Annotated in this window: 4 protein-coding genes and 1 pseudogene; all 5 read right to left on the bottom strand. The window is 34.8% G+C overall.

Annotated elements, in window-relative coordinates:
* A partial coding sequence (locus tag AC1DIT_RS26890; RefSeq protein WP_476998544.1) for a NupC/NupG family nucleoside CNT transporter occupies nucleotides 1-1,012 on the bottom strand: 1,012 nt, incomplete at its 3' end.
* Nucleotides 1,013-1,123: 111 nt separating this feature from the next.
* The gene (gene deoC, locus AC1DIT_RS26885; protein WP_016114437.1) at nucleotides 1,124-1,795 is read right to left on the bottom strand and encodes a deoxyribose-phosphate aldolase; all 672 of its coding nucleotides are present in this window, start codon (nucleotides 1,793-1,795) and stop codon (nucleotides 1,124-1,126) included.
* Between the two features lie 468 nt (nucleotides 1,796-2,263).
* Nucleotides 2,264-3,211: a sugar-binding transcriptional regulator gene (locus AC1DIT_RS26880; RefSeq protein WP_016114436.1), complete on the bottom strand. Its 948-nt coding sequence runs from the start codon at nucleotides 3,209-3,211 to the stop codon at nucleotides 2,264-2,266.
* Nucleotides 3,212-3,594: 383 nt separating this feature from the next.
* A pseudogene (gene nheC, locus AC1DIT_RS26875) lies at nucleotides 3,595-4,467 on the bottom strand (non-hemolytic enterotoxin subunit C); the annotation flags it as partial.
* A gap of 233 nt (nucleotides 4,468-4,700) precedes the next feature.
* A partial coding sequence (locus AC1DIT_RS26870) for a sensor histidine kinase (RefSeq protein ID WP_476998543.1) occupies nucleotides 4,701-5,662 on the bottom strand: 962 nt, incomplete at its 5' end.

Here is a 5,662-nt window from a genome sequence, read left to right as displayed (position 1 = left end):
CTGATATGATTGCTGTTGTTCTGCCTGAAAAATTAAAATTCCCTTGTGCTAAATTTGTCATAGCTACAAATTCATTTGATACAAGTTTCGTTGCCATGATGTTACCTGCGTTAACAGCTTCATGCCAAGGGACACCTATAATAAAAGCAAATGGCGCAAATACATAGCCAAGGATTTCTTGGAATGAGATACCAATTACTCCTTTAAAAATTGCATTAATGAAAGCAATTAATGCAACAAACCCAATTAACATAGCCGCTACTGTAATAGCAACTTTAAAACCATCTATTATATATTCCCCTAACACTTCAAAAAAGCTCTTTTTCTCTTCCTCTTGTACTTCTAACATATCTTCTTCTTCAGTAACCTCATAAGGATTAATAATCGAAGCGATAATAAAACCACCAAACAAGTTAAGCACTAAAGCGGTTACAACGTATTGCGGTTTTAATAACACCATATATGATCCAACTATAGACATAGAAACCGTAGACATTGCAGACGCACATAATGTGTATAATCTTCTTTCTGATAGTAGACCTAGCTGCTTCTTAACAGAAATAAACACCTCTGATTGTCCTAAAATCGCTGAAGCCACAGCGTTATACGATTCAAGTTTCCCCATCCCATTTATTTTACTTAAAGCTAAACCAATGTATTTCACAATAAATGGCAATACCTTAATATGTTGCAGGATACCAATTAAAGCTGATATAAAAACAATTGGCATTAATACCCCTAAAAAGAATGAAAATTCTTTTTGGTTTACCAAACCACCAAATACGAAATTAACACCATCGCCAGCATACTTTAACAATTGTCCAAAACCATCTGCAATTCCAGCAATTAGTACATTCCCGATGCTTGTATTTAATAGTAAGAAACCTAAAATAAACTGAAGTACAATCATCGTTATAATAGGACGATATTTCACTTTTCTTCTATTATTACTAGCAAGCCATGCGATACCTAAAATAATTACGAGACCTATGATACCTACTAAGTATTTCATAAAACTTCCCTTCCTTTTCCGTATCCGCTTACATATTTTTCAATTATTAAAGCAATAGATACACCATGCCTTTTTAACACCCGTGTACCTATTGCTTCTAGCTTTTATTGATTAGTAATTATCTGAAACACCATTTTTGTCATCTAATGCGATTGCAACACTTGCACTTGCACCGATTCTAGAAGCTCCAGCTTCAATCATTTTTTCTGCATCTTCACGTGTACGAACACCACCAGATGCTTTCACACCAACGTTTTCTCCAACTGTTTTACGCATTAATGCGATATCTTCAGCAGTTGCTCCACCAGTTGAGAATCCAGTTGAAGTTTTTACAAAATCAGCTCCAGCTTTTACAGATAATTCACAAGCACGAACTTTTTCTTCATCTGTTAATAAGCAAGTTTCAATAATAACTTTTACAAGTGCTTTTCCTTTTGCAGCTTCTACAACTTCACGAATATCGTTTTCAACAAATTCATTATCGCCATCTTTTAAAGCACCAACATTGATTACCATGTCTACTTCAGTTGCACCTTTTGCAATTACATCTTTCGTTTCAAATACTTTTGTTTCAGTTGTATTTGCACCTAAAGGGAATCCAATAACTGTACAAACATCCACATCATGGCCTGCTAATTCTTCAGCGGCTAATTTTACCCATGTAGGATTAATACAAACAGAAGCGAAATTATATTTCTTTGCTTCTTCTAAAACTTTCATAACATCTTCTTTTGTTGTATTCGGTTTTAAAACTGTATGATCAATTAATTTTGCAATGTTCATTTTCTTCACTCCTCATATCTTTTAACAACTTCATTCTAACTCCACTTTGAACAAATGTAAACACACTTTTGAAATTTTGTTCAACATTTTTTGAGATATTGAAATAAGTCTTTAAAATTTACACAAAAAGGGAGCTGCCATATTAACAGCTCCCTCATAAAACACAAAATTTATTCATTCATAAAGTGAAACTTTAATTAGTGGGGGTTTTCTTCATCCCACTGATTATTAGCCCTCACCAATCGGGCTTTTACGGGCAGCTTATCTCCCACCTAACTTCTTTGCTTTTGCCCAATTTTAAGGTGGGAGTTTTACTGCCCGTTAATGCGGGATAAAAAAATCTATTTCACAAATTTCTTATCCAAACCATTATTTCATCATGAAATTTTCATTGAAAAACGCACATGTTGCACAGCCACATACGAAAAGAAGGTTTCTCAAATTTATACTTTTGAGAAACCTTCTTTTTTAACCTTTTTTATAATTTAAAAGTTCTTTCGCGGTATGCTGATCTATAATCAACACATTTGCATACCCACCGCTTAACGCACCATCAATTGCCTTCACTTTTCGAGAACCTCCAGCAACCAGAACAGAACGTTTCTTTAACCTTAATTCTTCTAAATCAATTCCAATTGTACGCTTATTAATTTCCTCACTACAAATATTACCGTCTCCATCAAAGAAGCGTGAACAAATGTCACCAACAGCTTGATTTTTCAATATGTCCATTTCGTTCTTATCCAAATAACCTAATCGGAATAATAACGCTTCATCTCGTACAGTTCCCACAGTAAAAATTGCAATGTTCGCTTGTTTTCCCATTTCAATAATGTGATGAATATGTCTATCCTGTTCTACTAATTCCTTTGTCACTGCATTATCAAATATAACTGGGAGTGGCAAATTTCGAGGTGTCGTTTGAAAGGCATCTGCAAATAAAGCAATTGTTTCATTCGCATACGTATTAACACTTGAGTGACTAATACCCCCTTTTAATTGAACAACCTCTACCCCTTTTACATGTTGAGGCACAATTTTTCTCGCGATTTCATACATAGTGGTTCCCCAGCTCACACCAACGATATCACCATTTGTAACAGTCTTCTCCATATATTCAGCAGCATACTTACTAATATACTCCGTAATCGCCGTGTACTCTGGTACAGGGGAAAATACGACGTGCGCTTCTAATAAATTATATTTTTCTTTAAGTAGGTTACCTACATTATCTAAATCAGCAAATGGATCCGCTATATGAATTTGAACAAACCCTTTTTCTTTCGCATATTTTAACAGTCTTGAAATGGTTGGTCTGGAGATATTCAATTTATTAGCAATTTCTTGTTGGCTATAATCAGATTGGTAGTATAATCTTGCAACTTCAACGCTTAGTTGTTGTTTTTCTTTATCCATACTAAATATATCCTTCCTTACATTTTCTATACTCAAATACATCATACTTACAAGCATTATACCGCTTTATTCCAGAAAATTCGACCATCTAAATTGATAGCCAACATTTTCAGAGTAACTGCATTCAAATTTATCCCGCTATTTGTGCGCAGTAAGACTCCCACCTTAAAATTCGGCAAAAGTAATGAAGTTAGATGGGAGTCTTACTGCCCGTAAAATCCTTCACTTTATTTATTTTGGAAAAAATCTCTATTAATAAATTTCTTTTTTCCGTCCCTTGAATTAAAGCATATGAGGTTCCTTAAACCTCTATTTATCCTCGTTTCAAACTTCAACCAAAACAAAAAATCAGTGGAGGCCACCCCACTGATTAGAGTCTTACTTTATTTCACTGCATCCTCATGTAATTTTTCTGTATAATYYTYKACATCCTKCCAGCTATCTYTMGCTGTATTYARATCTTCTTTWATAAAGGTAAAYTCCTCAGGACTGATACTTTTTACATTTTGTAACAAGTTATTATACTTAGCACCAATTGTATACCACTGATTCGAAATATTTTGAAGAGAAGTAATGGCTGCATCAATTGTTTCCGTCATGTTTATTGTTTTATTTTTCACATCAGTCAAAATAGCTACCTCTGCCTGCGCCCCAGAAATTCTCGCCTTTAAATTTTCGATTTCTCTCTCTGCATTTGCAATATCTTTCTTGGCAACAGCAATCATTGGTCCACCTGCAAGACACGTAATTAACGCCGCGCAAAGCACTGACCCAGCAATCACCATATCATTACTTTTTTTAATTGAATCATTATAAGTATTGATTTGCTGCTGCAAAAGTGGAATTCCAGCATTCGTACTTGCTAAAATTGCTGTTAATTGATTTGCATCACCTTTAAAGCTTTTTGTATCTTCCGCCATTCTATTTCGAAACGTTTTTAGATTTTCTAATAGCTTATCCACTTCACTCTGATTAGTCAAAATGATATTGTATAATTTTTCTAAATCGGATTTCAATTTCTCTCTGTTTTTCTGGTCAACAGCTGCTATTAGACTGCTGTAATAAGATTGAAACGTCCCATTAAATTCCACTATATTTTGATCTGTTTTCATAATTTGAGGTTTCATTTCATCTAACCAATATGTTGCATTCGTTTTTGCCTCTTTTTGATGCTTAAGCATATTTTCTTTTAAATCACCATTTATTGAACTTATCTTACTCAAATCTGTTTCTTGTTGATTCCGAATTGTTTTCGCTTTTTTTCTCAGTATTTAACAACATGAAAGAACAACTCCTTCTATTAGAAAGTTATAATACTAAAATCTTCTACAATATTTACACTGTCCCCGCCTTCTTTGATAATAAGCAATGGTTGCTAGCCCTAATGCTACTCCCCATGGAAGCCAAAATAGTGAAGGTCCTAATTCTCCCCAATTTCCAGTATTGATTGAACCGTCCAATATTTTCAAAATGATAATCGGACTTATTTTTAATCCCGCAAGAGTGATAAGAACAGATGCACATGTTGCTGTCCACTTGTCTCCAAATTAACTATAATACCCGTTTGTTCTTGCCACATCCCCACATAATCTTTTAATGCATGTGCCAAATTCTTCCCCTCCAATGGGACAGGACGTAATTCCCGAATCAATACACTTAGCTCCCTCTGCGTTTGATGTAACAAGTTTTCTGCCTTTAACAAATGGCCTTTAGCGGTATCATCATCTTTTCCGATAAAAGATTTGCTAGTATTTAACCAGATAGATGTAGCAAACAGTTGCTGCTTAATACTATCATGTAGCTCACGAGCTAATCGATTGCGTTCCTCAAGTGTCGCTAAATCTTGCCGCACTCTAAGTAAGGTATGTAATTGTTTCGCCATTTGATTCAACTTACGTGCCAACTGCCCCAATTCATCCTTTGAAGGATCATGTATAAATGTTGTGAAATCTCCTTGACTCCATTGATCTGTAGAGTTTAATATCTTTTGAATACGACGAACGAGACTTCGAGAGGTGATAATTCCAAAGGTAATACCAACAATTGCTGCACCAATAAAGAAAGCTAAAATACTAAATCCAAAAAACTGAAAAGTAGCCCTCCAAAAATCGACCAAAGAAAAATGTATGTTTTCTGCTTTGACTACTAATACCCCAAGAACATCTTTCTCATTAGATAACGGAGCAACAATATATAAAACCCCACCTTTATGATAGCTATATGTTTTTAATTTACGTGCTTCGGATGGTTTCAGTGACAGAGCTGTATATATATTTTGATAAACTTTCGCAGGGAATTCTGCTTTAAAATCAATAAACTGGGGCACATTCTCTCCAGCACTTGCGAGTAATCTCCCGTTTGGATCAGTCACCACAGAAAATCCATCGAATTCAGTCCCTACTTCTATGGGCCAATCCTCTAAAGCCTTCTTCAGTTGATTTTGATTAATCA

Source organism: Bacillus sp. 05T22, assembly GCF_056396765.1.
This window is presented reverse-complemented; position numbering and strand designations above follow the sequence as displayed.